The sequence below is a fragment of the Nonomuraea sp. NPDC001831 genome (assembly GCF_042892035.1).
Classification (GTDB): domain Bacteria; phylum Actinomycetota; class Actinomycetes; order Streptosporangiales; family Streptosporangiaceae; genus Nonomuraea.
In genome coordinates, this window is the sequence record NZ_JBIATU010000005.1 from 54,712 (window position 1) to 80,664 (window position 25,953).

Genomic DNA, 25,953 nt, shown 5'->3' on the forward strand with positions numbered 1-25,953 from the left:
CTGGCTAGTCTGCGGCAGGTGATCGAACGGTGGAGCCGTGATCAGGTGCTCGCCCTCGCCCCCGACGCGCCGTCCAGGAAGGCGGCTCAGGGGGTGGCCGCGGCGGGCAAGTGGTCCTCGCGCGGCACGACGGGCAGCGTCCTCTACGGCGAGTGCGCGGGCAGCGGGTCCACGCCCTACCTGGCGTGCGTCGACCTGACCGAGCCTGCCTACCGGTGCAGCTGCCCCAGCCGCAAGTTCCCCTGCAAACACGCGCTGGGCCTGCTGCTGCTGTGGTCGGCCGACGACGTGCCCGCCGAGGAGGCCGCGCCGCAGTGGGTCACCGAGTGGCTCGACGGCCGCGCCGAGCGCGCCGCCAGGTCCGCGGCCCGCGCCGAGACCTCCCGCGACACCGCCGCCGCGCCCGCGCCCGCGACCGCTCCCGCGACCGGGCCGGGGGCTGGGACGGCGGCCGGGGCGGGCACCGGGGCGGGCACCGGGGCCGGGGCGGCCGGGGCGGGGAAGGCGGAGACGGTGCGGCAGGCGCGGGTGGGGGCCGGGCTGGCGGAGCTGGAGCGCTGGCTGGCCGACCAGATCCGCCAGGGCCTCGCCTCCTCCGCCGAGCACGACTGGGACGGCCTGGCCAAGCGCCTCATCGACGCCCAGGCCCCCGGCGTCGCGGGCCTGGTGTCCCGGCTGACCCAGGTGCGCGCGGAGGACGACTGGCCCGGCCGGTTCCTGGAGGAGTACGCGCTGATCAACCTGCTCGCCGTCGCCTACCGCCGCCGCGCCGAGCTGCCCGCCCCCTTGGCGGAGACCGTCCGCATCCGCACCGGTTTCCCGGTCACCCGGGAGGAGGTGCTGGCCGGGCCGGCGGTGCGCGACCACTGGCACGTCCTCGGCCGCCGCGACGACGAGCACGACCGGCTGACCGCCCGCCGCGTCTGGCTCAAGGGCCGCGCCACCGGCCGGGTGGCCCTGATCCTCTCCTTCGCCCCGCCCGGCCAGGCCCTCGACGCCTCGCTGGTCACGGGCACCACGATCGACGCCGACCTCGCCTTCTACCCGGGCGCCGCGCCCCTCCGCGCGCTCGTCGCCGCCCGCCACGACACCGACCCCCTTCCCGGCGAGGGCGCTCCACCGGCCGGGGTGCCGGTCGGCGAGGCGCTGGAGGAGGTGGCGCGGGTGCTGGCCGACGATCCCTGGACCGAGTCGTGGCCGGTCGTGCTGGCCGGCGTCGTCCCCGGTCGCACCGCGGTCGGCGGGCTGCCGCTGCACCCGCGGGCCCGCGACCCCTGGCGGCTGATCGCGGTCTCGGGCGGCCGTCCCGTCACGCTGGCCGCCGAATGGACCCCGCAGGGCCTGCGCCCGCTCACCACCTACGACGACGAGGGAACGGCGGTGCTCCTGTGACCTGGGACGACCTGGCTTCCACGGCCCTGGTGGGCACCGACCGCAGGCCGTACCGGGGAGACCTGCTGGCGGCCGCCGCCGTCGAGACGGCCCGCCGGCGCGCGGGCCGCGGCCCGGTCGAGGCCGCGCCGCCGGCCCCCGCCCCCGCCGAGGACCTGCCCGCCGTGGGCAGGCGCGCGGCCGGGCGGCTGGTCCGGATCATGGGCGGCGACTACGACCGCCTGCTGCCCGAATGGCTGGCCGCGGCCGCCGCGACCGGCCGCAGGGTGCCCTGCGACGTGCTGCCCGACCTGCTCGAAAGAGGCCGGCGCGACCGCTCGATCCGCGCCCATCTCGGCGTCCTGGCCGGGCGGCGCGGCCGCTGGCTGGCCGGTCTCAACCCGGCGTGGGGCTACCTGCTGGAGGAGCCCACCGGCGAGACCTGGGAGCTGGGCGGCCCCGCCGACCGCCGCGCCCACCTGCGCGCCCTGCGCGCCGCCGACCCCGCCGCGGCCAGGGAGCTGCTGGAGAGCACCTGGGAGCGGGAGACGCCCGACGACCGGGCCGAGTTCGTCGAGCTGCTGGCCGACGGGCTGTCCATGGGCGACGAGCCGTTCCTGGAGGCCGCGCTCGACGACCGCCGCCGGGAGGTCCGCCAGGCCGCCGCCAACCTGCTGACCCGGCTGCCCGGCTCCCGCCTGTCCAGGCGCATGGCCGAGCGGGCGCGGGCCTGCGTGTCGATCTCCGGCTCGGCCATCGCCGTCGAGGCGCCCCTGGAGTGCGACCGGGCGATGGAACGCGACGGCGTGCGTCCCAAGCCGCCGCGCGGCATCGGCGAGCGGGCCTGGTGGCTGCAGCAGATCCTGGCCCGCGCGCCGCTGGGCTTCTGGGGCCGGCCGCCGTCCGCGCTGCTGAAGATGCGTATCCCCGACTGGGACGCCGAGGTGAAGGCCGCCTGGGTCCGGGCCGCGGTGCTGCAGAAGGACCCGGAGTGGGCGCGCGCGCTGTTCGGCTGGGACCCGATCGCCGACCTGCTCGAAGCGCTCCCGCCCGCCGAGCAGCAGGAGCTCGCCGCGGGCTTCGTCCAGCAGCACGACCTCGACAGCCAGTTGATCATGGTGCTCGGCGGCGTCTCGTCCCATTGGCGGGAGGGCCTGGCCACGGCCGTCCTGCACAAGATCGTCAAGGTGGCGGCCGTCCAGCCGTGGAACCTCGGCGAGCTGGTCAAGCTGGCGGGCGAGCACATCGACCCCGCGCTGTTCCCGCTGGCCGAGAGCTACTCGCCGGTGGCGCCGATCCAGCAGGTCGCCGCCCTCCTGCGTTTCCGTGCCGACATGTACAAGGAGCTCGCATGACCGTCCTGCGTCCCCACGCCGAAGACCAGTACGCCGAGGAACTGGCCTACCTGGCCAAGGACGACGACCGCCCCCGGCCCCCCGGCTGGAAGTTGTCGCCGTGGGCGGTGACCCGCTACATCCTGGGCGACGACGACCGCGTCACCCCCAAATACGTCGGCGCCCGCCGCATCGTCGAGGTCGCCGTGGCCACGCTCGCGACCGACCGCGCGCTGCTGCTGCTCGGCGTGCCCGGCACGGCCAAGACGTGGTTGTCGGAGCATCTGGCCGCGGCCGTCAGCGGCGACTCGACGCTGCTCGTCCAGGGCACCGCGGGCACCGCCGAGGAGGCCGTCCGGTACGGCTGGAACTACGCCAGGCTGCTGGCCGAGGGCCCCTCGTTCGAGGCGCTGACCCCCTCGCCGGTGATGCGGGCCATGGCCGAGGGGCGGGTCGCCCGCGTCGAGGAGCTGACCCGCATGCCCTCCGACGTCCAGGACGCGCTGATCACCGTCCTGTCGGAGAAGACGCTGCCGATCCCCGAGCTCAACCGCGAGGTCCAGGCCGAGCGCGGCTTCAACGTCATCGCCACCGCCAACGACCGCGACCGGGGCGTCAACGAGCTGTCCAGCGCCCTGCGCCGCCGGTTCAACACCGTCGTGCTGCCCGTGCCTGCCAGCGCCGAGGAGGAGGTGCACATCGTCGCCCGCCGCGTCACCCAGCTCGGCCGCTCGCTGGAGCTGCCGGAGACCTCCACCGGCCTGGCCGAGATCAGGCGCGTGGTGACCGTCTTCCGCGAGCTGCGCGCCGGCGTCACCGAGGACGGCCGCACCAAGGTCAAGTCGCCGAGCGGCACCCTGTCCACGGCCGAGGCGATCTCGGTGCTCACCAGCGGCATCGCGCTGGCCGCCCACTTCGGCGACGGCGTGCTGCGGCCCTCCGACGTCGCGGCCGGGATCGTGGGCGCGGTGGTGCAGGAGCCGGTCTCCGACCGGGTGGTGTGGCGCGAGTACCTGGAGACCGTGGTGCGCGAGCGTCCCGACTGGCGCGACTTCTACCGCGCCTGCCGCGAGGTGTCATGAGCGCCGTCTCCGTGCTGGGCGTGCGCCACCACGGCCCAGGATCGGCCCGCGCGCTGCGGCGCGAGCTCGAACGCCTGCGGCCCGACGCGATCCTCGTCGAGGGGCCGCCGGAGGCCGACGCGCTCGTGGCGCTCGCCCCCGACCTGGAGCCGCCGGTCGCGCTGCTCGCGCACGTGCCCGGCGCGCCGGCCAGGGCCGCGTTCTGGCCGTTCGCGCAGTTCTCGCCCGAATGGCAGGCGATCCTGTACGGCGCCGCCGCCGGCGTCCCGGTGCGCTTCTGCGACCTGCCCGCCGCCCATTCCCTGGCCGACGACGAGGAAGCCGACCGGACCGGCGACGGGCTGCGGGCCGACCCGATCGGCGCGCTGGCCGCCGCGGCCGGGCACGACGACCCCGAACGCTGGTGGGAGGACGTCGTCGAGCACCGCGGCGACACCCCCTTCGAGGTGATCGCCGAGGCCATGGCCGCCGTGCGCGAGGGCCACGTGCCGGCCGGCCGGGAGGCCAGGCGCGAGGCGTACATGCGCAAGGCGCTGCGGGCCGCGATCAAGGAGGGGTTCGGCACGATCGCGGTGGTCTGCGGCGCCTGGCACGTGCCCGCGCTCACCGGGCCGCTGCCCCCCGCCGCGGCCGACAACGCGCTGCTGCGCGGCCTGCCGAAGGTGAAGGCCGAGCTGACGTGGGTGCCCTGGACGTACGGGCGGCTGGCCTCCTGGAGCGGCTACGGCGCGGGCATCACCTCGCCGGGCTGGTACCACCACCTGTTCACCGCCCCCGACCGGCCGGTCGAGCGCTGGCTCACCGAGGCCGCCGCCGTGCTGCGCGAGGAGGGGCTGCCGGTCTCCTCGGCGCACGTCATCGAGTCCGTCCGCCTGGCCGCCGCCCTGGCCGGGTTGCGCGGCAGGCCGCTGGCCGGGCTGGGCGAGGTGACCGAGGCGGCCAGGGCGGTGCTGTGCGAGGGCGACGACCTGGCCGTCGAGCTGATCCAGCGGCGGATGGTCGTCGGCGACCGGCTGGGCCACGTCACCGACGGCACCCCGATGGTCCCGCTCCAGCGCGACCTGCGCGAGCAGCGGCGGCGGCTGAAGCTGCGGCCCGAGGCCCTCGACCGAGAGCTCGACCTCGACCTGCGCAAGCCGCTCGACCTGGAGCGCAGCCATCTGCTGCACCGGCTGCGGCTGCTGGAGGTGGGCTGGGGCACACCGGGGCAGGCGCGCGGCAAGGGCACGTTCCGCGAGTCCTGGACGTTGCAGTGGCGGCCCGAGCACGACCTCGCGCTCATCGAGCACGCCGCCCTCGGCACCACCGTCGAGGCCGCGGCCGCGCGGCGCGCCCGCGACCTGGCCGGGGCCGCGTCGGCGACGCTCGCCGACCTCACCGCGCTGGTGGAGCAGTGCCTGCTGGCCGACCTGCCGCAGGCGCTGCCCGGCGTGCTCGCCGCGCTGTCGGCCAAGGCGGCGCTGGACACCGACGTCACCCAGCTGATGGCGGCGCTGCCCGCGATGGTCCGCGCCCACCGGTACGGCGACGTGCGCGGCACCTCGGCCGAGGGGCTGGCGGTGATCGTGCGCTCGATGCTCGACCGGATCTGCGTCGGGCTGCCGGTCGCGGTCACCGCGCTCGACGACGACGCGGCGGCCGAGCTGCTCAGACACGTCGACGCGGTGCACGCCGCCGTCGCCCTGCTCGCCGAACCCCCCGCCGGCCCGCCGCCGCCCACGGCGTCCTCCACGGCGTCCTCCACGGCGTCCTCCACGGCGTCCTCCACAGCGTCCTCCACAGCGTCCTCCACGATGGCCGACGCCGACGGCGGGGGCGACGCTGAGGGCGGAGACGCTGAGGGCCTGGGCGACGCGGCGGAGGGGGCCGACGAGGGCGGGGCGGGCGGTTCGCCGCGGGCCCGGTGGCTGGGCACGTTGCGGGGCATCGCCGACCGGCAGGACCTGCACGGGCTCATCGAGGGCCGGCTCACCCGCGTCCTGCTCGACTGCGGTGAGCTCGCCGACGCGGGCGACCGCATGTCCAGGGCCATGTCCCGGGGGCAGACCCCGGTCAGGGCGGCGGCCTGGGTCGAGGGCTTCCTGTCCGGCGGCGGCCTGCTCCTGGTGCACGATCCGCGCCTGCTGGGCCTGGTCGACGCCTGGCTGACCGCGTTGCCCGCCGACCAGTTCACCGACGTGCTGCCGCTGCTGCGCCGCACGTTCGGCGGCTTCGCCGTGCCGGAGCGGCGGGCCGTCGGCGAGCGGGTGAGCGCGGCGGGCCGCGCAGGCGGCCCCGGCGGCACAGTCGGCGCCGGCGGCGCGAACGAGCCGCACATCGACGAGCGGCGCGCGGCGGGAGCCGTGGCGACCGTGCTGGCGATCATCGGGAGAGACCGTGGATGAGCGCATGCGCAGGTGGCGGCTGGTGCTCGGGGGCGGCGACGCCGACGGCACCGGCTGCGCCCTGCAGGGTGCCGACGCCCAGATGGACGCGGCCCTGGCCGCCGTCTACGACCACGACGGCCGTGAGGGGCAGAGCCGGCGCGAGGGCGGCCTCGGGGCGTCCGCGCCGCGGGTGGCCCGCTGGCTGGGCGACATCCGCACGTACTTCCCCTCCACGGTCGTCCAGGTCATGCAGAAGGACGCGATCGAGCGGCTCAACCTCACCAGGCTGCTGCTCGAACCGGAGATGCTGGAGGCCGTGGAGCCCGACGTGCACCTGGTCGGCACGCTGCTCGCGCTCAACCGGGTGATGCCCGCGCAGGCCCGCGAGTCGGCCAGGGCGGTGGTGCGCAAGGTCGTCGACGAGCTCGAACGCCGGCTGGCCGACCGCACAAGGGCGGCGGTGACGGGCGCGCTCGACCGTTCGGCGCGCACCCACCGGCCCAGGCGGGTGGCCGACATCGACTGGGACCGGACGATCCGGGCCAACCTCAAGAACTACCTGCCCGACCGGAACACGGTCGTCCCGTCGCGGCTCGTCGGCTACGCGCGCCGGCAGCGGTCGGTGCAGCGCGAGGTGGTGCTCTGCATCGACCAGAGCGGTTCGATGGCGGCCTCGGTGGTGTATTCGAGCGTGTTCGGGGCGGTCCTGGCCTCGATGCGGTCGCTGAAGACGTCGCTGGTGGTGTTCGACACGGCGGTGGTCGACCTGACCGAGCAGTTGCACGACCCGGTCGAGCTGCTGTTCGGCACCCAGCTCGGCGGCGGCACCGACATCAACCGGGCGATCGCCTACTGCCAGGGGCTCGTCACCCGCCCGGCCGACTCGGTCTTCGTCCTGGTGAGCGACCTGTACGAGGGCGGCGTGCGCGAGGAGATGCTGCGCCGGGTGGCGGCGATGACCCAGGCCGGCGTGCAGGTGATCGTGCTGCTCGCGCTCTCCGACGAGGGCGCGCCCTTCTACGACCACGACAACGCCGCCGCGCTGGCCGCGATGGGCGTGCCCGCGTTCGCCTGCACCCCCGACGCCTTCCCCGACCTGATGGCCGCCGCCATCGAACGCCGCGACATCGCGCGCTGGGCCGAACGCCACGTCAGCACCTGAGCGGTGCACGCAGAAGACGGCGGCTCCGAACGCCGCGTCAGCCCGTGACCCGGGCACGCGAACGGCCGCGGCTCCACCCCCGCAGGGGAGCCGCGGCCGGGGCAGCGCTCAGTGGCCGGCCTGTTCGGGACGGGCCCTGCGCGGCATGAGGAACGACAGGGCGAACGTCACGGCCAGCAGCCCGACCTCCACCCAGACGGTCACCTGCATCGCCGAGCCGAAGCTCCACTCGTGCTTGAGCAGGTTGAAGAAGAGCGTGCCGAGCACGGCGGTGCCGAGCGCGCCGCCGAGCTGCTGGACGGCGGTCATCGTGCCCGAGGCCGACCCCGACTCGTGCGGCTCGACGCCGGCCAGCACGATGTCGAAGAACGGCGCCATGGTCAGCCCCATGCCGATGCCGACCAGCGCCAGCCCGGGGGCGAGCTGCCAGACGCCGACGTCGGTGCCGGCCAGCTGGATGGTCACCCCGAGCACGGCCGCGCCGGCGGCCATGACGGCCACGCCGATCTGCAGCAGCCCGCGGCCCAGCTTCTCCTGCAGCCCCGACATGGCCAGGCCGAAGCCGAGCACGCCGCCGACCGCCTGGGGGAGGCTGGCCAGGCCCGCCTTGAGCGGGCTGAAGTGCAGGCCGGCCTGCATGTAGATGCTGAAGACCAGGCTGAGGCCGATCATGCCGGAGAAGAACGCCAGACCGGCCACCAGGCCGCCGGAGAAGGCCCGCTTGCGGAACAGGCTGGGGGTGACCAGCGGGTCCTTGCCGGACGCGGCGCGGCGCGACTCGTACCTGCCGAACAGGGCGAAGACGACCAGCGAGGCGGCCATCGAGACGAACGTCCAGGCGGGCCAGTCGAGCTCGCGGCCCTGGATCAGCGGGTAGATCAGCAGGAACCCGGCGACCGAGACCAGGCCGACGCCGACCAGGTCGAGCCTGGTGGCGTTCGAGAGGCGGAACTCGGGCAGGAAGCGGATGCCGGCGACGGCGGCGGCCAGGCCGATGGGCAGGTTGATCAGGAAGATCATGCGCCAGCCGGTGCCGAAGAAGTCGGCGTCGACCAGCCAGCCGGCCAGCACGGGGCCGCCGACCGACGAGATCGTCATGACGGGCCCGAACATGCCGAACGCCTTGCCGATCTCCTGCGGCGGGAACATCTCCTTGATCAGCCCCAGCCCCTGCGGCAACATCACGGCGCCGAACAGGCCCTGCAGCACCCGGCTGGCGATGAGCATCTCGGGGCTGCCCGCCACTCCGCACAACAGCGAGGCGGCGGTGAAGCTGAACGCGCCGATGAGGAACATGCGCTTGCGGCCGAACAGGTCGCCGAGCCGCCCGCCGGTGACCAGGCCGACGGCCATGGCCAGCGTGTAGCCGGCGCCGAGCCACTGCACGAGGCTGTCGCTGCCGCCCAGGTCGGCGCGGATGGTGGGGGCGGCGATCGTGGTGATCAGCGCGTCGAGCAGGTCCATCACCTCGGCGGCCAGGATCACGAAAAGGGCGGCCCAGCGCCACCGGTAGGGCGCGACGGCCTCCGTGGCCTGCCCCGCATTGGTCACTGTCACAGGAACTCCTTCAGAACGCCGTTCTTAACGACGAACACTGTTCGTTTACGAACACTGTTTTAGTGGCGAACAGCGTTCGTGTCAAGTACAGTGTTCGCCATGGGGAGCAAGGAAGAAGTCGTGCCGGTGCCGCCGTGGCGCAAGTCCCGCAAGCAACCGCAGATCAGGCGGCAGCTCAGCCAGGAGCTCATCGTCGAGACCGGGCTGCGCGTGCTCGACGCCGAAGGGCTCGACGCGCTCAGCATGAGACGCGTCGCCCAGGAGCTCGACACCGGCCCCGCCTCGCTGTACGCGCACGTGGCCAACAAGGAGGAGCTGCTCGAACTGGTCTACGACCGGGTGCTCGGCGAGATCCGGCTGCCCGAGCGCGACCCGGGCCGGTGGAAGGACCAGCTCAGGTCGTACGCGCTGGAGGTCTACCGGGTGCTGAACAAGCACGCCGACGTCGCCAGGGCGGCCCTGGCGAACATCCCCTCGGGCGGCAACTCCCTGCGCACCGGCGAGTTCGTCTACGGGCTGCTGGTGGAGGCCGGCATGCCGCCGCGCGAGGCCGCCCTGTGCCTCGACCGCCTGTCCCTCTACCTCATCGGCGACGCCTACGAGGGCTCGGTGCACATCAGCCGGATGCGCGCCGCCGGCATGTCCTCGCAGGAGGAGTACTTCGCCTCCTTCGTCGGCCAGGTCGCCGACTACTACCGCGCCCTGCCCCGCGACCGCTTCCCGTATCTGGTCGAGCACATCGACGACCTGGTCGCCGCCGGCGGCGAGGAACGTTTCCGCTACGGCCTGGAACTGATGCTCGACGGCATCGAGTCGCGCATGCCTTAGGCCCAATTGCCTAGGCCCCGCGCCCGATGTGCCGGGCCGGGCCTCCTCGTAGCTTTACGGTCATGACTACGACTGTTGATCCGATCGAGGACGTCGCCCCGGCCCCGGCCGGGGTGTTGTCCGCGCGGTACCGGGCGCTCAGCGTCGGCCTGGTCGCGCTCGTCATGCTGGTGGCCTTCGAGGCGATGGCGGTGGCGACCGCGATGCCCATCGTGGCCCGCGATCTTGACGGCATGCCCCTGTACAACCTGGCCTTCAGCGCCACCCTCGCGGCCAGCGTGATCGCGACCGTGCTCGGCGGCAGGTGGAGCGACGTGCGGGGGCCGGTGCAGCCGATCGCCGTCGGCGTGGTCGCCTTCGTCGCCGGGCTGCTGGTCGCCGGGTTCGCGCCGACGATGGAGGTGCTGGTCGCCGGGCGGTTCATCCAGGGGCTCGGCGCCGGGTTGATCCAGGTCTCCCTGTACGTGCTGGTCGCCCGGGTCTTCCCGGGGGCCATGCATCCCAAGGTGTTCGCGTTGTTCTCGGCCGCCTGGGTGGTGCCCTCCATGATCGGCCCGGCCATCGCCGGGCTCGTCGTGGAGAACGTGAGCTGGCGGTGGATCTTCCTCGCCGTCTCCGCGCTGGTCATCCCGGCGGCGCTGCTGCTGTGGCGCGGCACCGCGGGCCGCTCGGCCGAGCGCGGCTCCGCCGAACCCGCTCCCGGCATCGGCCGCAAGCTCGTCTGGGCCACGCTGACCGCCGTCGCCGCCGCCCTCATCCAGTACGGCAGCGCCGCGAAGCTGGACGGCCTGCCGCTGCTCGTGGCCGGCGTCGTCCTGCTGGCCGTGGCCCTGCCCAAGCTGCTGCTGCCCGGCTCGCTGCGCGCCGCCCGCGGCCTGCCGTCCGCCCCCGTGCTGCGCGGGCTGGCCTACGGCTCGCTCATGGCCGCCGAGGTGCTCATCCCGCTCATGCTGATGAAGGAGCGCGGCCTGACCGCCACCGGCGCGGGCGTCGTCCTCACGGTGGGGGCGCTCGGCTGGTCCACCGGCTCGTGGATCAAGGGCCGCGGCACGATCAGCCACATGACCGCCATCCGCGGCGGCGCCGCGATGATCGCCGTCGGCATCGCGCTGGTGTCGCTCGTGCTCGTCGACTCCCTGCCCATCGCGATCGCCTACGTCGCCATGGCCATCTCCGGCCTGGGCATCGGCGCGCTGCACCCCACGGTGTCCGTGCTGGTGCTGGAGATGTCCAAGGAGGGCGAGGAAGGGCAGAACAGCGCGGCCGTGGGCGTCGGCGAGTCGGTGTTCACCGTCGTGGCCGTCGCCGTCAGCGGCGCCCTGTTCACCGCCACGGGCGAGAACTACGCCGTGGGGCTCGGATTCACCGTCGTGCTCGCCGTCCTGGCCTTCGTGCTGGCCCCCCGTTTTGTGCAGTCCGCCAAGGCAGGCACTATGGAAGGGACCGCGTCATAGTGATGAGAACGTCATAGTGCTGAGAACGCTGCCAAACGCATCGGCGTGGATGGCCTTCACCAGGCGCGACGACTCTCTCGTCATGGCTTAAGGGGGGTTCATGCCGCGAGTGCGGGAGCTGGAGGTCTTCCGGCTGGTCCTGCCGTACGGCGCGAGGTCGGAGAGCCTGCTCGTCAAGCTCACCGACCACGGCGGCATGACCGGCTGGGGCGAGGCCGTCTCGCCGGAGCCCAAGGCCTGGTCGCGGCTGGAGGAATCGCTGGCCGCGCTGCTGATCGGCGTCGACTGGGAACACCCCGACGCCGTGCCGAGCGGCGATCCGGCCGTCGACATGGCCTGCTGGGACCTGTGGACCAGGATGCGCGGCGTGCCGCTCGCGCACGCGATCGGCGGCACCCGTACCTCGGTGATGGCCACCGTGCGCCTGGCGCCCGACCCGTCCGTCGAGAGCCTCGTCGCCCGCGTCAACCAGCAGGTCTGCGCCGGTTACGGGCACGTCACCCTCGACATCAGGCCCGGCTGGGACGTCGAGCCGGTACGCGCGGTGCGGCGGGCCTACCCCGCCCTGACCCTGGCCGTCGACGGCGGCAACGCCTACACCGACCTCGGCCAGCTCGTCGCCCTCGACTCCTACGGCCTGGAGGTCATCGAGCGGCCCTTCCCGCTCGGCGACGTGCACGCGCACGCCGCGCTCCAGGACGACGTGGCCGCCTCGGTCGCCGTCGAGGTGCGCTCGACCGCCGAGCTGGACGACTACCTGACCCTGCGCGCCGCCAGGGTGCTCCTGCTGCGCCCCACCGCCTTCCCGTCGTTGTCGGAGGCCCGGCGGGCGCACGACCGGGCCGCCGCCGCCGGCTGGGACATCCAGTGCGCGGGCGGCCAGGGAGCCGGCCTGGCCAGGGCGGCCACGGTGGCGGTCGCCAGCCTGCCCGGCTGCACGCTGCCGTGCGACGTCACCCAGCCGCCGAAGCAGAACCAGATCGTCACGCCGCTGGTGGGCGCGAACGCGGGCGTCATCGCCGTCCCGCTCACCCAGCCCGGCCTGGGCCACACGATCGACGAGACCCGCCTCGTCCGCCTGGCCAAGGAGTCCTTCCACGCCTGACCGGCCCGCTTGACCGCCGCCGCCGGCGCGCCCGCCGGCCCTCGCTGCGGCTACGCGGCCTCGTACAACGTCTCCATGGCCAGCCGTTCGCGCACGGCCAGGTCGTACAGCAGCGCCCCCGCCTGGTCGAGCGGCTGCTGCCGGCCGGTCTCCCCGGCCTGGGCCAGCAGGTCGGCGACCTCGCTCCACTTGGGCGCCAGCGCCATGTACGCCTGGCAGGCCGTCTCCAGGGCCTTGCCGGGCGCGATCATCTGGGCCTCGGCCAGGAACTCGGTGTAGAGGTTGCGGAAGAACGCGCCGCCCGTGCCGCCCCGCTCCATGAGGTTGGCCGTACGCGTGAGCTGCGCGGTCGGCCCGCGCTCCAGCCAGGTGGGGATGAGCGCGGCGGCCTGCTCGATGCCCCGGTAGCCGACGTTCCTCATCGCCGGGTTGAGGAAGGCGGCGGCGGTGGACCGCACGGCTGTCCTGACGGCCTGCGGCAGGTCGGGCTCGGCGCACGGCCCCAGCGTGTACGACAGGTTGTGCGCCGTCATCGGCCCGGTCGCCGCGCGGGCCCGTTCGAGCGAGTCGAGCGGGACGCGGTTGCGGGTGCCGTGCTGGGCGGTGTCCACGAGGTGGGCGTGGCCCTCGTCGTAGCCGATCATCGCCACGTAGTGGCCGCCGAAGTGGTAGGGCGTCCGGACGTAGTCGAGGTGGTAGCAGTCGAGCCGGATCCCGACGGGGGCGCCCTCGTCGAGATGGCGGCGGACGTTCGACCAGGCCGTGATGGGGGAGGAGGTCTCCTGCGTGTCCAGCGTGAACCCGAGCGCGGCGGCCAGCTTCTCGGTGAGCGCGTGCGGCTTGACCCGCCCGCCGATCAGCGGGACGTCCAGCGAGCCGCTGTCCCAGTAGATGAAGCTCAGCCCTTCGCCCAGCCCGAACAGCATCGCCTCCGACAGCTCCACGCCCGCGTGCCGCAGCAGCGTGCCGGCGGTGGTCGTCTCACAGTGACGCCCTTCGAAGGGCGGAACGAGATCGATGAGCACAAGCCCAGTGTGCAGGATGACCTGCGGATTCACCTGTCGGGTGACCCGGCGTGCCACGGAAAACCGGTGGAAGCGCCTACAGGTGCGCACGGGATGATGGGCGCATGGACATCGTGGTCGCACCTCCTTCCCGCACGGGCGCCGAACGGCTGCCCGACGGCCGCCTCCTGGGCTGGGCCGAGTGGGGGCCGCCGGACGGGAGGCCGGTCCTGCTCTCCCCTGGCGCGGCCACCAGCCGCCGGCTCGGCATGGGCGCGGCGGCCCCCGACGACCTCGGCGTGCGCCTGATCTCCCTGGACCGGCCCGGTCTGGGCGTCTCCACCCCGGCGCCGGGCCGCACGTTCGCCCACTTCGCCGCCGACGTCGAGGTCTTCGCCGGGCTGCGCGGCCTCGGGCGTCCGGCCATGGTGGGCAACTCGCAGGGCGCGCCGTTCGCGCTCGCCTGCGCCGCCGCCGGCGTGACCGGCGCGCTGGCCCTGGTCTCGGCCGCCGACGAGGTGGCCGACCCGCGCTTCGCCGGCGTGCTGCCCGCCGAGCTGCGGCAGTTGACGGACCTGTCCACGCACGACCCGCAGGCCGCCGAGCAGATCTTCGCGGGCTTCACCCCGCAGGCGATGTGGGACCTGGTGATGGGCGGCAGTCTGGCCTGCGACCTGGCCGTCTACCAGCGGCCCGAGTTCGCCGCCGGATACCGCGAGGCGCTGGGGGAGGCGTTCGCGCAGGGGCCGGCCGGTTACGCCCGCGACACCGTCCTGGCGATGGGCCACTGGGGCATCGACCTGTCGTCGATCACGGCGCCGGTCGACGTCTGGTACGGCGAGCTCGACGCCACCCACTCGCCCGACCTGGGGGAGGGCCTGACCGCCCGCATCCCAGGAGCGGTGCGGCACGTCGTGCCCGGCGCCGGCGGCGCGCTGCTGTGGACGCACCCCCACCGGATCCTGCGCGCCCTGCTGGACCGCAGCCCCGCCTCAGCCCACCGGTGAGTCCTGGGCGAAGGTGATCACCATGTAGCGGCCGTTGGAGTAGCTGACCACCGGCCGGCCGAGCAGCTCGCCCACCTTGCGGGCGACCCCCTGGAACACCTCCACCAGCTCGGCGCTGTCGGCGCTCACCCTGAACCGCCCGTTCTCGGTGAGCTGCTGGGCCACGAGGGGGACGAAACCGGCCTCGGCCCGCACTCTCTCCTCGGCGTCGAGAGGGGTGCGCCGGACGGCGGGTGAGCTGCCGAGGGGGTGGGACATCGCGAATCTCCTCCAGGTTTGCCGGTGCCCCCAGCATGCCATCCGTGACCGGGTCGTCAGGGCGTCCGGCTCAACCCGCTCCACATCCCTCGGTGAGCCCCTTGGTCGGCGGCGCGGAGGGCTTGCCGGACTTCCTGGGCGAGGGGTCCTCCGTGGCCGACGGGCTCGCCGAGGCCGCGACGGCGGATGTCGCCGCGGCCGAGTCGCGCACGGCCTTGGCGGTCAGCCGGCGGATCTTGTCCCAGTCGGGGTAGCCGGTGCGGATCAGCGGCGGCACGAACTGCAGGCTCGTCACCTTCGCGTTCTTGACCTTGAGCGCGAGCGGCACCAGGTTCGTCAGCATCGAGCGCGGGATGTCGGTCCTGATCAGCTCCTTGGTGGCCAGCGCGATCCGGTTGAACCGGGCCAGCACGGTCGCCGGGTCGGCCTGGTCCAGCAGCGCGCCGAGCACGCAGCGCTGCCGCCGCATCCTGGTGTAGTCGTCGCTGAAGGTGCGGGAGCGGGCGTACCACATCGCGTCGGCGCCCTTGAGCTTCCTGGTGCCGGCCTTGACCAGGCCCTCGTTGTACTTGCCGAACACCACGTCCTGCTCGACGGTGAGCGTGATGCCGCCGATGGCGTCGATGAGCCGGGCGAAGCCCCACATGTTGACCAGGGCGTACCAGTCGATCTTCAGGTCGAGGGTGTAGCCGATGGTGTCCATGAGCACCTGCGGGCCCTGCTGCCGGCGGCCGCCGAAGATCTCCGGGTGCGCGTCGGCGTACTCCCAGACGCTGTTGAGCAGGTCGCTGCGGCCGCCGCCGGGATCGGGCGGCAGCCGGAAGCCGTCCGGGAACCGCTGGGCCATGGGCGTGCCGGGGCGGAAGCGCACGTTCTCCAGATTCCGCGGCAGGCTGACCAGCACGGTGTTGCCCGACTTCACGTCGATGCTGGCCACGTTCATGCTGTCGGTGCGCACGCCGGTGCGGTTGTCGTCGGCGTCGCCGCCGAGGAGCAGGATGTTGACCCGGTCCCGCCCGGCCCACGGGTCTTGCGGCGGCTCCTGCCCGGCCGGGACGGCGGGTTCGGCCGGCTCGGGGCCGGTGAAGATGTCGCCGAGGGTCTTCTGGTACGTCCACACGTTCTGCGCGACCAGTCCGAACGGCACCACCACGGCGACGGCGAGCAGCCCCGCGAGGGTGCCGGCCAGGATCTGGCCGTTCTGCGGCAGCCGCCCGGGACGCAGCACCACGAAGGAGTGCACGATCACCGCGAACCAGGCGACGCCCAGCGCCGCGGCTCCGACGACGATCGCGGTCAGCCACGAGTCCTGGGTCAGCGCGCCCAGCAGGTTGTCGGTCGTCAGCGCCAGCGCCAGCAGCGCCAGCAGGCCGGCGAAGTAGCACGACAGCAGGATCAGGCCGGCCGTGCGCCGGCCGGCGCGCAGATGCGCGGCCCCTGGCGCCAGCGCCGAGAGCGCCAGCCAGCCGAGGACCGCTCCCGCGCTCACCGGTTCCTTACCCTGCACGCCATCCCCGTTTCCCGAACTCCACCGTAACCCGCAGGCACGGACAGCGCGGGCAGCCTACGCATTGGATGCGAAATATGTCTTTATCGGAGGATGAACATCGGAAACCGAATAAGATTCGGGTCATGGCCTTCTCCGAGATCGAGTACCACGTGGCCGATCGTGTCGCCACCATCACCCTGTCTCGCCCCGAGCGGCTCAACGCCTTCACCTTGACCATGCGCGCCGAGCTGATCAGCGCGTTCGACCTCGCCGACGCCGACGACGACGTGCGCGCAGTGGTCGTCACGGGGGCCGGGCGGGCCTTCTGCGCGGGGGCCGACCTGGGCGGCGGCGGTGGCACGTTCGGCCACCGGGCGGAGGCCGAGCCGGCCGAGCTGGTCGAGGGCGCGCCGCGCGACGGCGGCGGCACGGTCGCGCTCCGGATCGCCGCCTCGCTCAAGCCGGTCATCGCCGCGATCAACGGCCCGGCGGTGGGCGTGGGCGTCACGATGACGCTGCCCATGGACGTCCGGCTGGCCGCCGAGAGCGCCAGGTTCGGGTTCGTGTTCGCCCGGCGCGGCATCGTCACGGAGGCGGCGTCGAGCTGGTTCCTGCCGCGGGTGGTCGGCATCTCCAGGGCCATGGAGTGGGCGGTGACCGGCCGGGTCTTCCCCGCCGCCGAGGCGCTGGAGGGCCGCCTGGTGTCGCGGGTGCTGCCGGACGAGGAGCTGCTGCCCGCCGCGTACGCGCTGGGCCGCGAGATCGCCGACAACACCTCGGCCGTCTCCGTCGCCGCCGTGCGCAGGCTCATGTGGTCGGGCCTGTCGGCCGCCTCGCCGTGGGAGGCGCACGCCGCCGACTCCCGGCTCATGGCCGAACTCGGGGGCGCGGCCGACACGGTGGAGGGGGTGACGGCGTTCCTGGAGAAGCGCCCGGCCGACTTCCCGATGAAGGTGAGCACCGACCTTCCGCCCGGCGTCCCCACATGGCCGGACAATCCATATTCTGTCTGATATGTACGAGATCACCGTTCTCCCCATGCAGCCCGACTTCGAGGGCGAGGTCGTCGCGACCCTGATCTCCAGGAAGACCGGTTCGCGCAGGGCGGTGCTCTACGTCCACGGGTTCACCGACTACTTCTTCCAGGACCATCTGGCCGACCACTACGTCCAGCGCGGCATCGACTTCTACGCCCTCGACCTGCGCAAGTACGGCCGCTCACTGCTCCCGCACCAGACCAGGGGACTGATCAGGAGCGTCACCGACCACTTCCCCGAGATCGACGAGGCAGTCCGCCTCATCCGCCGCGACCACGACGAGCTGACCGTCAACGCCCACTCCACCGGCGGCCTGATCGCCGCGCTGTGGGCCGACCGGGTCCGCGGCCGGGGCCTGGTGCAGGGGCTCGTGCTCAACAGCCCGTTCCTCGACCTCAACGTGCCGGCCCCGCTCCGGCTGGCCGCCGACCTGCTCAAGACCCCGATGTCCTACGTCCGGCGGCCGCTGCCCCTCGGCATCAGCACCGCCTACGGCCAGAGCCTGCACCGCACCGAACAGGGCGAATGGGACTACGACCTGGAGCTCAAGCCGCTGGTCGGGTTCTCCGTGCACGCCATGTGGCTGGCCGCCATCCGGCGGGCCCAGCGGCGGCTGCACCGCGGGCTGGCGGTGGACGTGCCGGTGCTCGTCCTGGCCTCCTCCACGGGCCTGCGGGTACGCGACTTCGTGCCCGAGGCGCGCTCGGCCGACATCGTGCTCGACCCGGAGCACATGGCCCGCTGGGCCACCTCGATCGGCCCCCACGTCACCTGCGTGCGCATCCAGGACGGCGTGCACGACCTGGTGCTGTCGGCCGAGCCCGCGCGCAAGCAGGTCTTCGCCGAGCTCGACCGCTGGATGACCGCCTACCAGGGGAACGAGAACAGGCCGTAGTAGGCCGCCGCCACCAAAAGCAGCCCGGTGCCGCCGAGCACACCGCCGATCGCCACGTACTGCCACCGGGTGGGCTGCATGCCCTCGCGCAGCGCCGACACGTACGCGGCCACCGCCGTGACCTCCTGGATCAGCATGAGCGCGGCCAGCACGCGGACCACCAGCCAGCCCGCCAGCACGGCCGGCCAGGCGCCCGCCTGGTTCACCGAGAACAGCACCAGCAGCATGATGAACGCCACGACCGAGGCCAGCAGGCCGAGGCCCGTCCACGCCATCCTGCGCAGCCTGCGCCTGATCGGCGGCCACAGCCGGGCGTTGGTCTCGACCGGCTGCCTGCCGTGCCCGCGCAGCCGGACGACCATCGCCGCCACCGGGCCCGCCACGTACCCGACGGCGGCCAGGCAGACGGTCAGCCCGAGCATCGTGCCGCCCGCGTACCAGGGGGCCGCGGGCACGTCGCTGGCCTCGAAGCGCTGGACCGGCGTGCTGCCCGCCATGTGCACCGACGGCCTGGCGGTGCCCGGCAGGCCGGTGATCCAGTTGGCCAGCGTCTCCAGGTAACCCTTGGTGAACGGGCCGCCGTTGACCCGCATCGCATGGTCGCCCTTGTCCATGAAGCGGATCGTGTACCGGTCGTTGCCCGCCTCGCCGAGCGCCGTGACCAGCGCCTTGGTGGACTCCACGAAGGGGATCGAGGGGTCGGTCGTGCCGTAGAACGCCAGGACCGGCTGCCTGACCTGGCGTAAGGCCGGCATCGCGTCGTACCGCAGGAAGGTGAAGCCGACGCCGCCCATCGCCCTGGTCAGCAGGTCGCGGGCGCCGATGGGGGCGTGCAGCCGCAGCAGCTGCTCGTTCAGGGCCCAGGCGACCTGCCGCAGCGGCGAGACGTTCGGCGAGGAGACCAGCACCGCGAAGCCCACCGCCGCGCTCTTGGCCGCCGCGATCGGGACGACCCAGCCGCCCTCGCTGACCCCCCACAACCCGACCCGCGAGGCGTCCACCTCGGGCCGGGTGCGCAGGTACTCCACCATGCGCAGCGCGTCGTCGGCCAGCAGCCCGAAGTCGCGGTCGCGGAAGTCGTAGCCGACCGTCCGCTTGTCGAACGCGATCGTCGCCACGCCCGCCCTGGCCAGGAACTCCGCCTGCGGCGTGAACTCCGTCCGCGACCCGTTGCCCGACCCCGACACGAACACCATCGCCGGGTGCGGGCCGGGCGAGAGCGGCACGCGTAAGGTGCCCTCCAGACGCTGGCCCTCGGCCGGCAGCGAGATCTCCTCCCGCCGCACCGGGGTGGCCGCCACCACCGGGCGCAGCTCCTCCGCCGGTTGCGGGGGAATCGCGGCGAACGCCGGATCCGCCTTCAGCGGCGGCGGGTCGAACGCGGGCGGCAACACGTAGCCGACCGACGCGAGAGCCACCAGCACCAGGCCGGCGGCGACGCTCAAGGTGCCACGGCCAGTGCGCATCGGCCTCCCCATGTGCGTTGGTTTGCCCGCCGATCATTCAGCCTACTCCCGGCTTCTGTGACAGGAGGGGCCGCATTTGTCGGTGAGAGATGTTAGCTTCCTGCGACATGCGGATCCTGCACACCTCCGACTGGCACCTCGGGCGCTCCTTCCATCGGGAGAGCCTGCTCGGGGCGCAGGCCGCGTTCGTCGACCACCTGGTCGAGACGGTGCGCGCCGAGCGGGTCGACGTCGTGGCCGTCTCCGGCGACGTCTACGACCGCGCCTTGCCGCCGGTCGACGCGGTGGCCCTGCTCTCCGACGCGCTGGCCCGCCTGCGCGCCGCCGGGGCGCGGGTGGTGCTGATCAGCGGCAACCACGACTCGGCGCTGCGGCTGGGGTTCGGGTCGGCGCTGTTCGAGTCCTCGGGGGTGCACGTCCGCACCGAGCCCGCGCAGTCGTGGGAGCCGGTGCTGGTCAGCGACGTCGCCTTCTACGGCATCCCCTACCTGGAGCCCGAGCTGGTGCGCACCCCCTGGCAGCTGCCCGATCGCGGCCACACCGCCGCGATCTCCCACGCGATGAGCCGCGTGCGCGCCGACGCCGTCCGCCATCGGGCCGCCGTCGTGCTGGCCCACTGCTTCGTGACCGGCGGGCAGGCCAGCGACAGCGAGCGCGACATCAGCGTGGGCGGCGTGTCCCACGTGCCCCTGTCGGCCTTCGACGGCGTCGACTACGTCGCCCTCGGCCACCTGCACGGGCGGCAGCGCATGTCCGAGACCGTGCGCTACTCCGGCTCCCCGCTGGCCTACTCCTTCTCCGAGGCCGGCCACGTCAAGGGCTGCTGGCTGGTCACGCTCGGCGCGGGCGTCGAGTTCGTGCCCGCGCCCGTGCCCCGGCCGGTCGGGCGGCTCCGCGGCGACCTCGACGACCTGCTGACCCTGCCCGCCTTCGCCGCCTACGAAGACCACTGGCTGCAGATCACCCTGACCGACGCCGTCCGTCCCAAACAGGCCATGGACCGGCTGCGGGCCCGGTTCCCGCACGCCCTCGCCCTGTCGTTCGAGCCGGTGGGCGCGGCGCCCGCCGCCGGGCCGGTGAAGGTCAGCGGGCGGCCCGAGGCCGAGGTCGCCCTCGACTTCGTCCGCGAGGTGCGCGGCGAGCCCGCCGCGCCCGAGGAGGAAGACCTGCTCAGGCAGGCGGTCGAGGCGTCACGGATGAAGGAGACGACGGCGTAGATGCGGCCCCACCGGCTCTCCCTCACGGCCTTCGGCTCCTTCCCCGGCACCGAGACGGTCGACTTCGACGCCCTCACCGAGGCGGGCCTGTTCCTCATCCACGGGCCCACCGGGGCGGGCAAGACCACGATCCTCGACGCGCTCTGCTTCGCCCTCTACGGCGTCGTGCCCGGCCAGCGCAACAGCGCCCGCAGCCTGCGCTGCGACCACGCGCCCGCCGGCACCGGCCCCTCGGTGACGCTGGAGGTCACGATCCGCGGGCGTTCGCTGCGCATCCGGCGGTCGCCGGCGTGGCAGCGTCCCAAGCTGCGCGGCACCGGGTTCACCGAGGAGAAGGCCAAGGTCGTCGTCGAGGAGCGCCGCGGGGCCGCCTGGCAGGGGCTCACGACCCGGCTCGACGAGGCGGGCGACCTGGTGGGCGGGCTGCTCGGGATGAACGCCGAGCAGTTCTGCCAGGTGGTGATGTTGCCGCAGGGCGACTTCGCCAAGTTCCTGCGCGCCGACGGCGACGACCGCGCCCGGCTGCTGGAGCGGCTGTTCACCGTCAAGGTGTTCACCGAGGCCGAGGCGTGGCTGGCCGAGCGGCGGCGGGCCACCGGGCGGGAGGAGCAGGAGCTGGGGCGCGAGGTGGCCTTCGCCGTCGAACGCCTGGAGGAAGCCGCCGGCCCCCTCCTGGCCTCCGCGTCGGATGGCGGTCCGGCCGCCGGTCCTCTCCTGGCCTCCGCGTCGGATGGCGGTCCGGCCGCCGGCCCCGCCCTGGCCTCCGCGTCGGATGGCGGTGCGGTCGCCGGGCCCGTCCTCGCCTCCGCGTCGCCCGGCCCGTCGGCGCCGGACGGCGGTGCCGGGGACGGGGGGCTGCCGTCGGCGGCGGACGATCCGCTCGGGTGGGCCGGTGCGTTGCTGGACGCGGCGCGGGCCGTCGTCCAGCGGTGCGAGGAGCGGCACGCCGCCGCCGGCGACGCCGTACGCGCGGCGCGGTCGCGGTTCGAGCAGGCCGCCGCCCTCGCCGAACGCCGCCGCCGCCACGCCGAGGCCCTGACCCTGCGCCGCACCCTCGACGAACGCGCCGACGAACGCGCCGACCTCCAGGCCGTCATCGACGACGCCGCCCGCGCCGACCGCGTGCTCCCGCTCATCACGGCCGCCCGGCAGCGCGCCGAGGCCGCCGCCAAGGCCCGCGCCATGGTCGCCGACGCCCTGGCCCGCGCCCGGCCCCTCCTCACCCGCCGCCCCGCGCAGAGCGTCGAGGGCCCGTCGGGTGGCGCGGAGCCGGCGGGTGGCGCGGAGCCGTCGGTGGAGGAGCTGGAGGGCCTGGAGCGGGAGCGCCGGGCCGAGCTGGCCCGGCTGTCGGAGCTGCTGACCGAGGAGGCCCGGCTGTCGGTCGTCCGGCGTGACCTGTCGCGGGTGCAGCAGGAGCTGGCCGAGCTGGTCAGCGCCGACGAGACCGTCGCCGCGCGGCTGGCTGTCCTGCCCGGCCTGGTCGCGGAGGCCGAGGGCCGGCTGGCCGACGCGCGGGTGGCCGCGGCGCGCATCCCGGCGGCCCAGGCCGTCCGCGACGCCGCCGCCGATCTGATCGACGTCGACCGGGAGCTCGCCGCGCTGGCCGGTGAGCTGGAAGCGCTGGCCCAGCGCGAGGCCGAGGTGGCGGCGGCCGAGGCCGAGCTGCCCGCCCGGCTGGCCGCGGCGGGCGCCGCCCTGGCCGAGGTGCGCGCCGAGGCGGCGGCCGTGCCCGCCGCCGCCGCCCGGCTCGACGCCGCCCGTTCCGTCCTGGAGGCCGCGCATCGCCGCGACGCCCTCGCCGCCGAGCTGGAGTCGGCCGCCGCCGCCCACCAGGTCCTGGTCGACCGCGCCCAGGAGACCCGCGAACGCTGGCTCGACCTGCGTCAGGCCAGGATCGACGGCATGGCGGCCGAGCTGGCCCGCGACCTGACCGACGGGCGTCCGTGCGCGGTGTGCGGCTCCGAGCACCATCCCGTGCCCGCCGCCCCGGCCCCCAGCGCGCCCTCGCCCGACGATGAGCACGCCGCCGAGACCGCCCACGAGGCGGCCGCCGCCGATCGGGAGGCCGCCGAACGCGCCCTGGCCTCGATCGAGTCCCGGCTCGCCGACGCCTCGGCGGCCACCGAGGGGCTGTCCGCCGACACCGCGGCCGGGCGCGTGCTCGCGGCCGAGGAGGAGCTGGCCCGGCTGCGGTCGGTCGCCGACCGGGAGCCCGCCCTCGCCGACGCGCTCGACCGCCTCGAAGGCGAGCGCGACCACGTCCGCGACCGGGCCAGGGAGATCGCCGAGGCGCTCGCCGCCCACCACGCCCACCGCACCCGGCTCACCGCCGAACGCACCCGCCTGCACACCCGTCTCACCCAGACCCTGCACCCCGAGACCCTGCACCCCGAGACCCTGCACCCTGAGACCCTGCACCCCGAGACCGTGCACGCCGAGACCGTGCACGCCGAGACCGTGCACGCCGAGACCGTGCACGCCGAGACCGTGCACGCCGAGACCGTGCACGCCGAGACCCTGCACGCGGAGCGCCCGCTCGCGGCGGATGCCAGCCGTGGGACCCCGGGGGAGCTCGACGGGCGGCGGGTGCTGGCCGCGGCCGAGGAGGAGGTGCGGCGGCTGGCGGCGGTGGCGGCCAGGGAGGCGGGGCTGGCGGCCGAGGTGGCCGCGCTCGGCCGCGAACGCGCCGAGCTGGAGGAGCGCGGACGCCGCATCGCGGCGCGGGTGGCGGCCGGCCGTACCAGACATGAGGAGCTGAGCGCGGACGCCGGGCGATTGGGCGCGCGGCTCGACGCGGCCAGGGGCGGCGACCCGACCCTGACGGCCCGCCTGTCCAGGCTCAACGACGAGGCCGAGCTGCTGCGCGAGGCGCTGGAGGCCACCAGGGCGGCGGTCGCGGCGGCCGCCGAGCTCGACGCCGCAGCCGGGGCGGCCGAGCGGGCGGCGGCCGAGGCGGGCTTCGCCGACGTGCGGGAGGCCGAGGAGGCCTACCGGAGCCCGGCCGAGCGGGAGGGCAAGGCGGAGCTGCTGCGGCGGCTCGACGACCAGCACGCCGCCGTCACCGCCCTGCTCGCCGACCCCGAGCTGATCGCCGCGGCCGCCGAGCCCGCGCCCGACCTGGCGGCCGCCGAGGCCGACAGAGACGCCGCGGAGGAGGCGCACACGCGGCTGGCGAGCGAGCGCGACCGGGCGGCGGCCAGGGCCGCCCGCCTCGCCGAGCTGCGCGATGAGCTGGCCGCGCGCATCGAGCGGTGGCGTCCCGCGGCCGAGCGGCACCGGCTGGCCGAACGCATGGCGGCGCTGGCCTCGGGCACGTCCGGCGACAACCAGTGGAACATGAGCCTGACGTCGTTCGTGCTGGGCGAGCGGCTCCGGCAGGTGGTCGACGCCGCCAACGAGCGCCTCGACCACATGTCGTCCGGCCGCTACCTGCTCCGGCACGACCTGCGCAAGACCGCCGGATCCCGCGCGCGCTCCGGCGGCGGCCTGGGCCTGAAGGTGGCCGACGCCTGGACCGGGGTCGACCGCGACCCGGCGACCCTGTCGGGCGGCGAGAGCTTCATCACCTCGCTCGCGCTCGCGCTCGGCCTGGCCGACGTGGTCACGGCGGAGGCGGGCGGCGCGGAGGTCGGCACGCTGTTCGTGGACGAGGGCTTCGGCACCCTCGACGAGGACACCCTCGACGACGTGCTGGACATCCTCGACGGGCTGCGCGACGGCGGCCGCGCGGTCGGCATCGTCAGCCACGTCGGCGAGCTGCGCACCCGGATCCCCGTGCAGCTCAAGGTGGGCAAGACCCGCAGGGGCTCGACCCTGGTCAGCTAGGCGGCGGCGCGGTCGAGGCCCGCACGACCAGCTCGTACGGGAACAGCCGCCGCTCCGGCCGGGCCGCGGCCCCCGACAGCAGCAGCCGCCCGGCCGCCTCCCCGATCTCCTGCTTGGCCTGCCGGATCGTGGTGAGCCCCGCCTCCTGCGCCGCGCTGTCGGAGAACCCGACGACCGACAGCTCGCCCGGCACGTCGAGGCCCAGGTCGGCGGCGGCGTCGAGGACGCCGAGGGCCAGCACGTCGGTGTTGGTCAGGATCGCGGTGGGCCGGGGGTCCAGCCGCAGCAGCGCGTGGCCGGCCTTCCTGCCCGCCTCCCGCGAGTTCCTGGCGACCTCGTAGAAGGGCACGTCGTCCCAGTCGAGGCCGGCCTGCTCGCAGGCCGCCTGGTAGCCGCCGCGCCGGGCGCGCATCGCCGCGAACACCGCGCCCTCCTGGCGGGCGCGGTCGGCCCAGCCGGTGTGGCCGTCGTCGTGCAGGCCGACCATCGCCACCGCGACGCGCCGGTGCCCGAGGCCGAGCACGTGCGCGGCGGCGGCGGCCCCGGCGGCCGGCTCGTCGATGCCGACGAAGGGGTGGCCGGGCACGTACGGCTCGTCCACCACCACGACGGGCAGCTTCCTGGCCAGCACCTCGGCCAGCGCCGGATGGCCGTCGGGCAGCGAGACCACGCAGAACGCGTCGACCACCGCGTCGCGCACGGTGTCGCTGCGCCGGTCGCCGTGCGGCAGCGGCAGGATGAGCAGGCCCACGCCCGCCTCCTCGGCCGCCGTGGCGAGGCCCTGGAAGAACCCGAGCGCGTACGGGTCGGCGAAGGCGTAGGCCAGCGTCTCGCTGAACAGCAGGCCGAGCGCGCCGGCGCGGCCGAGCCGGAGCGAGCGCGCCGTCGGGTTGGGGCCCGCGTAGCCGAGCTCGTCGGCCACCTCCAGGATGCGCCGCCGCAGCCCGTCGCTGAGCTGGTCGGGCCGGGAGAAGGCGTACGACACGGTGGCGCGGGACACGCCGAGCCTGTCGGCGATCGTCTGCAGGGTGACCCTTGCCATCGTCCAACCGTATCGAACGCCTTGCCGGTGCGTACTTAATTGATTAAGGTCTTAATTGATTAAGGAGGAGAGACATGGATGCCATGCAGGTTCTCGCGCACCGGACGGCGATGGGGTTCCGCGGCTCGCTCGACGCGGCCCTGCCGGGGGCGCCGCGCAGGCGGGATCCGGAGCGGGTCGCCGTACGGGCGCGGCTCGCCCACTCGCTGCGCCGCGCCGCCGACCGCCTCGACCCCGCCTGCCCGTCTGCCCGATACGGCGAGGCGTGACCGGGGCGGTGGGTCCGTCCGGGCCGCCGGGAGGACGGTTGTCAGGGCGGTCGCGGGCAGGGCGGTCGCGGGCAGGGTGCCGCGGCCAGGGTGCCGCGGCCAGGGCGCCGCGGCCAGGGCGCCGCGGCCAGGGCGCCGCGACCAGGGCGCCGCGGGTGAGGTGAGCGGCCGCTTCCGCGGCGGGG

The 25,953-nt window shown here is 74.5% G+C and carries 20 protein-coding genes; 14 read left to right on the top strand and 6 right to left on the bottom strand.

Annotation, left to right across the window (positions count from 1 at the left end):
- The first annotated feature begins 18 nt into the window (after positions 1-18).
- From ACFYYW_RS18235 to ACFYYW_RS18255, 5 genes are read left to right on the top strand one after another with little or no spacing between them, the layout of a single operon-like run.
- Positions 19-1,392, top strand: coding sequence for an SWIM zinc finger family protein (locus tag ACFYYW_RS18235; RefSeq protein WP_387650094.1), 1,374 nt, complete (start codon positions 19-21; stop codon positions 1,390-1,392).
- A complete protein-coding gene (locus ACFYYW_RS18240) occupies positions 1,389-2,726 on the top strand; it encodes a DUF5691 domain-containing protein (protein ID WP_387650096.1) in 1,338 nt (445 codons plus the stop codon). Before ACFYYW_RS18235 ends, ACFYYW_RS18240 begins: the two co-directional genes overlap by 4 nt.
- Positions 2,723-3,787 (top strand): AAA family ATPase, encoded by a 1,065-nt coding sequence (locus ACFYYW_RS18245; protein ID WP_352323438.1) that lies wholly within the window; start codon positions 2,723-2,725, stop codon positions 3,785-3,787. The genes ACFYYW_RS18240 and ACFYYW_RS18245 overlap by 4 nt, the downstream gene beginning before the upstream one ends.
- Positions 3,784-6,171: a DUF5682 family protein gene (locus ACFYYW_RS18250; protein WP_387650098.1), complete on the top strand. Its 2,388-nt coding sequence runs from the start codon at positions 3,784-3,786 to the stop codon at positions 6,169-6,171. Before ACFYYW_RS18245 ends, ACFYYW_RS18250 begins: the two co-directional genes overlap by 4 nt.
- 4 nt (positions 6,172-6,175) lie before the next feature.
- A complete protein-coding gene (locus ACFYYW_RS18255; RefSeq protein WP_352323453.1) occupies positions 6,176-7,315 on the top strand; it encodes a VWA domain-containing protein in 1,140 nt (379 codons plus the stop codon).
- Between the two features lie 108 nt (positions 7,316-7,423).
- Here the strand turns inward: ACFYYW_RS18255 and ACFYYW_RS18260 are convergent, their stop codons facing one another.
- Positions 7,424-8,872 carry a DHA2 family efflux MFS transporter permease subunit gene (locus ACFYYW_RS18260; protein ID WP_387650100.1) on the bottom strand — a complete coding sequence of 483 codons (1,449 nt, stop codon included), beginning with the start codon at positions 8,870-8,872 and terminating at the stop codon, positions 7,424-7,426.
- A 99-nt stretch (positions 8,873-8,971) separates the two neighbouring features.
- Between ACFYYW_RS18260 and ACFYYW_RS18265 the strand changes: the two genes are divergently transcribed.
- The 3 genes from ACFYYW_RS18265 (at position 8,972) to ACFYYW_RS18275 (ending at position 12,259) form a co-directional block, all read left to right on the top strand.
- Positions 8,972-9,700, top strand: a complete 729-nt coding sequence (locus tag ACFYYW_RS18265) for a TetR/AcrR family transcriptional regulator C-terminal domain-containing protein (protein WP_387650102.1) — start codon at positions 8,972-8,974, stop codon at positions 9,698-9,700.
- 62 nt (positions 9,701-9,762) lie between these two features.
- A complete protein-coding gene (locus ACFYYW_RS18270) occupies positions 9,763-11,154 on the top strand; it encodes an MFS transporter (protein ID WP_387650104.1) in 1,392 nt (463 codons plus the stop codon).
- Between the two features lie 100 nt (positions 11,155-11,254).
- Positions 11,255-12,259, top strand: a complete 1,005-nt coding sequence (locus ACFYYW_RS18275; protein WP_352323443.1) for an enolase C-terminal domain-like protein — start codon at positions 11,255-11,257, stop codon at positions 12,257-12,259.
- Between the two features lie 50 nt (positions 12,260-12,309).
- On the opposite strand, the gene ACFYYW_RS18280 is transcribed toward ACFYYW_RS18275, so the two are convergent.
- Positions 12,310-13,284, bottom strand: coding sequence for a BtrH N-terminal domain-containing protein (locus tag ACFYYW_RS18280; RefSeq protein ID WP_352323444.1), 975 nt, complete (start codon positions 13,282-13,284; stop codon positions 12,310-12,312).
- Positions 13,285-13,388: 104 nt separating this feature from the next.
- Here ACFYYW_RS18280 and ACFYYW_RS18285 point away from each other — a divergent pair, with 104 nt between their 5' ends.
- Positions 13,389-14,270, top strand: coding sequence for an alpha/beta fold hydrolase (locus ACFYYW_RS18285; RefSeq protein ID WP_387650106.1), 882 nt, complete (start codon positions 13,389-13,391; stop codon positions 14,268-14,270).
- On the opposite strand, the gene ACFYYW_RS18290 is transcribed toward ACFYYW_RS18285, so the two are convergent.
- Together ACFYYW_RS18290 and ACFYYW_RS18295 are read right to left on the bottom strand one after the other, a co-directional pair.
- The gene (locus ACFYYW_RS18290; protein WP_352323446.1) at positions 14,256-14,528 is read right to left on the bottom strand and encodes a hypothetical protein; all 273 of its coding nucleotides are present in this window, start codon (positions 14,526-14,528) and stop codon (positions 14,256-14,258) included. The genes ACFYYW_RS18285 and ACFYYW_RS18290 overlap by 15 nt on opposite strands.
- Before the next feature lie 70 nt (positions 14,529-14,598).
- Positions 14,599-16,035 carry an LCP family protein gene (locus ACFYYW_RS18295; RefSeq protein WP_387650107.1) on the bottom strand — a complete coding sequence of 479 codons (1,437 nt, stop codon included), beginning with the start codon at positions 16,033-16,035 and terminating at the stop codon, positions 14,599-14,601.
- Positions 16,036-16,160: 125 nt separating this feature from the next.
- Here ACFYYW_RS18295 and ACFYYW_RS18300 point away from each other — a divergent pair, with 125 nt between their 5' ends.
- Together ACFYYW_RS18300 and ACFYYW_RS18305 are read left to right on the top strand one after the other, a co-directional pair.
- Positions 16,161-17,030 carry an enoyl-CoA hydratase-related protein gene (locus ACFYYW_RS18300; RefSeq protein ID WP_387650109.1) on the top strand — a complete coding sequence of 290 codons (870 nt, stop codon included), beginning with the start codon at positions 16,161-16,163 and terminating at the stop codon, positions 17,028-17,030.
- Between the two features lies 1 nt (position 17,031).
- A complete protein-coding gene (locus tag ACFYYW_RS18305; RefSeq protein ID WP_352323449.1) occupies positions 17,032-17,949 on the top strand; it encodes an alpha/beta hydrolase in 918 nt (305 codons plus the stop codon).
- Here the strand turns inward: ACFYYW_RS18305 and ACFYYW_RS18310 are convergent.
- Positions 17,922-19,415 (bottom strand): prolyl oligopeptidase family serine peptidase, encoded by a 1,494-nt coding sequence (locus tag ACFYYW_RS18310; RefSeq protein ID WP_352323450.1) that lies wholly within the window; start codon positions 19,413-19,415, stop codon positions 17,922-17,924. The genes ACFYYW_RS18305 and ACFYYW_RS18310 overlap by 28 nt on opposite strands.
- Positions 19,416-19,522: 107 nt before the next feature.
- On the opposite strand from ACFYYW_RS18310, the gene ACFYYW_RS18315 reads away from it, so the two are divergent.
- Both ACFYYW_RS18315 and ACFYYW_RS18320 read left to right on the top strand, forming a co-directional pair.
- Positions 19,523-20,632, top strand: coding sequence for an exonuclease SbcCD subunit D (locus ACFYYW_RS18315; RefSeq protein ID WP_387650111.1), 1,110 nt, complete (start codon positions 19,523-19,525; stop codon positions 20,630-20,632).
- Positions 20,633-24,457: an AAA family ATPase gene (locus tag ACFYYW_RS18320; protein ID WP_387650113.1), complete on the top strand. Its 3,825-nt coding sequence runs from the start codon at positions 20,633-20,635 to the stop codon at positions 24,455-24,457.
- Here the strand turns inward: ACFYYW_RS18320 and ACFYYW_RS18325 are convergent.
- Positions 24,450-25,499: a LacI family DNA-binding transcriptional regulator gene (locus tag ACFYYW_RS18325; RefSeq protein ID WP_387650115.1), complete on the bottom strand. Its 1,050-nt coding sequence runs from the start codon at positions 25,497-25,499 to the stop codon at positions 24,450-24,452. The genes ACFYYW_RS18320 and ACFYYW_RS18325 overlap by 8 nt on opposite strands.
- A gap of 74 nt (positions 25,500-25,573) precedes the next feature.
- On the opposite strand from ACFYYW_RS18325, the gene ACFYYW_RS18330 reads away from it, so the two are divergent.
- On the top strand, positions 25,574-25,768 hold the full coding sequence (locus ACFYYW_RS18330; protein WP_387650116.1) for a hypothetical protein: 195 nt from the start codon (positions 25,574-25,576) through the stop codon (positions 25,766-25,768).
- The last annotated feature ends 185 nt before the right edge of the window (positions 25,769-25,953 follow it).